4 protein-coding genes are annotated in these 2599 nt (G+C 52.7%); 3 read left to right on the top strand and 1 reads right to left on the bottom strand.

Annotated features, from left to right (window positions below; translation table 11 throughout):
• Positions 1-302: 302 nt before the first annotated feature.
• Positions 303-602, bottom strand: coding sequence for a porin (locus tag ACTHUE_RS15245; protein WP_107792239.1), 300 nt, complete (start codon positions 600-602; stop codon positions 303-305).
• A 94-nt stretch (positions 603-696) separates the two neighbouring features.
• Here ACTHUE_RS15245 and ACTHUE_RS15240 point away from each other — a divergent pair, with 94 nt between their 5' ends.
• The 3 genes from ACTHUE_RS15240 to ACTHUE_RS15230 all read left to right on the top strand — a co-directional run.
• Positions 697-1527 (top strand): carbon-nitrogen hydrolase family protein, encoded by an 831-nt coding sequence (locus ACTHUE_RS15240; RefSeq protein ID WP_070824358.1) that lies wholly within the window; start codon positions 697-699, stop codon positions 1525-1527.
• 9 nt (positions 1528-1536) lie between these two features.
• Positions 1537-2082 carry a crossover junction endodeoxyribonuclease RuvC gene (gene ruvC, locus ACTHUE_RS15235; RefSeq protein ID WP_003684216.1) on the top strand — a complete coding sequence of 182 codons (546 nt, stop codon included), beginning with the start codon at positions 1537-1539 and terminating at the stop codon, positions 2080-2082.
• A gap of 93 nt (positions 2083-2175) precedes the next feature.
• On the top strand, positions 2176-2599 hold a 424-nt coding region (locus ACTHUE_RS15230), incomplete at its 3' end, for an LpxL/LpxP family acyltransferase (RefSeq protein WP_440423912.1).

The raw sequence follows: 2599 nt of genomic DNA, 5'->3' as shown, positions 1-2599 counted from the left end.
TGGTTATACCATCCTATCTTATTGATTAATATTTAACTCACGGATAAAACCGCTTGCATTTAACCTTACTTAATAATTTATTAATTTTCAAGCAAAGACAATGCTGGTTTTCTAATCAATCAACCAATATCTTATTAATCTATTAATTAATCAATAAGTTACACAAAACTGTTAAATTTTGAAAATATTAAGATATTATTGATTACCGCCTTTTAAGTGTATTCTTTAAATCAATCGACCTCACTATAAAAAACAGGCCGTCTGAAAATCTTTCAGACGGCCTTTACTATCCAATCTTTCCTTTAACGGCCAAAATTGTCTCGACGTTCGCGCCAGTCTTGGCGGATGGAGCCGTTTTTGCCGACCGGCGTGTCTTGTTCGACTTCCCAAATAAAATTCGTTCCGCCGCCAATCGGATGCGAGCCGCGTAAACCGATATGGCTGCCTTGGTCGGCAATGGCGGTTCGGCTGTATGTTTGGCCGCCGAAACGGGTTTGCGAGGTTTCGATGCCGCTTTTGATGCTGCCGTAGAGCTGTACGTCGGCATGTGCGGCAAGTGCGGCGGTGGAAAGTGCAGCAGTGAGGAGAAGTTTCAAGTTCATGGTTTATCCTTTTTTGGAGAGGAATTGTGTGACGATTGTATCGGCCTTGTGCGTAAACAAGTTACAATTCTTGCAAAATCTGACAGGAGTTTTGATGATGCGCTCTTTACGCGCCGCTGCTGTGCAAATGGTGTCGTCTACCGACCCCGAAACCAATATTGCCACCATGAAACGCCTTGTCCGCGAGGCTGCTGAACAAGGAGCGGATTGGGTGTTGCTGCCCGAATATTGGCCGCTGATGGGCAAAAACGATACGGACAAGCTGGCATTTGCCGAGCCTTTGGATGATGGACGAGTTGGCAAAACCTGCCACACCCGTTTTCAGACGGCCTTAAGCGAAACGGCAAGGGAATGCGGCGTGGTGCTATTTGGCGGTACGGTTCCGTTGCAAAGCCCAGACGCTGGCAAGGTGATGAACACAATGCTGGTGTATGACCGCGACGGCAACCAAATCGGGCTTTACCACAAAATGCATCTTTTCGGCTTTTCCGGTTTGGGCGAACGCTACGCCGAAGCCGATACGATACTGGCGGGAAACGATGTGCCGAAGTTAAGCGTGGACGATGTTCCGCTAGCGGCCGGCGTCTGCTACGATTTGCGCTTTCCTGAGTTTTTCCGCGCCCAGCAGCCGTTTGATGTTTTGCTGTTGCCGGCCGCGTTTACTTACACGACCGGCAAGGCGCATTGGGAATTGCTGCTGCGCGCCCGTGCGGTGGAAAACCAATGCTACGTCATTGCGTCGGCACAAGGCGGACTGCATGAAAGCGGCCGCCGCACATTCGGCCACAGTATGATTATCGACCCTTGGGGCGATGTGTTGGCGACGTTGCTGGAAGGCGAAGGCGTGATTTGTGCCGATTTGGATACTGCGCGCCTGCAAAGCGTGCGCACGCGCCTGCCTGCCCTGAAACACCGATTACTTTAAACACGCACTATGTCCCAGTTCCAACCCACACGCATTCTCGGCATCGACCCCGGCAGCCGCGTGACCGGCTTCGGCGTGATCGATGTCCACGGCCGCGAGCATCATTATGTTGCTTCCGGCTGTATCAAAACGCCGACCGGCGCGTCGCTTTCCGAACGCATCGCCGTGATTGTCCGCCATATCGACGAAATCATCCGCCACTATCAGCCGCATCAGGCGGCCATCGAGCAAGTCTTCGTCAACGTCAATCCGGCCGCGACTTTGATGCTCGGTCAGGCACGCGGTGCGGCGATTGCCGCTTTAGTCATGCACGATTTGCCCGTATTTGAATACACCGCGCTTCAGGTCAAGCAGGCTGTGGTCGGCAAGGGCAAGGCCGCCAAAGAGCAGGTGCAGCATATGGTGGTCCAAATGCTTGCACTTTCAGGCACGCCTCAAGCCGATGCCGCCGACGGACTCGCCGTCGCCCTTACCCACGCCCTGCGCAATCACGGATTGGCTTCGCAACTCAACCCTGACGGCCTACAGGTCAAGCGCGGCCGTTTCCAATGGTAAGCCGACATTCAGGCCGTCTGAAATAGTGTTCCAGCCCGTTTTCAGACGGCCTTTCGGTTATAATAACCCTTTGCCCACATACAGCGAGCCTTCATGAAAGCCGCCTTCCTTTTTCTCTACCTCATCCGCCTGCTGCCTTTTTGCGTGTTGCACAAGATTGCCGACGCGATCGGCATTCTCGCTTATTACGCGGTCAAACCGCGCCGCAAAGTCGGCGAGGTCAACCTCAAAAAATGCTTTCCCGAGCTGAGCGACAGCCAGCGCACTGCCCTGCTCAAACGCCATTTCCAACACATGGCCAAGCTGATGCTCGAATACGGCCTCTACTGGTACGCGCCTGCGGACAAGCTGCGCTCGTTGGTACGCTATCAAGACAAACACCATCTCGATGAAGCCCTCGCCGCCGGCGAAAAAGTCATCATCCTCTATCCGCACTTTACCGCATTTGAAATGGCGGTTTACACGCTCAATCAGGATGTGCCGCTGACCAGCATGTATTCGCACCAAAAAAACAAAG

It is taken from the genome of Neisseria sp. P0021.S005, assembly GCF_051956955.1.
The sequence above is the reverse complement of the archived record's forward strand: the minus strand, read 5'-3'. Positions and strand labels throughout refer to the sequence as shown.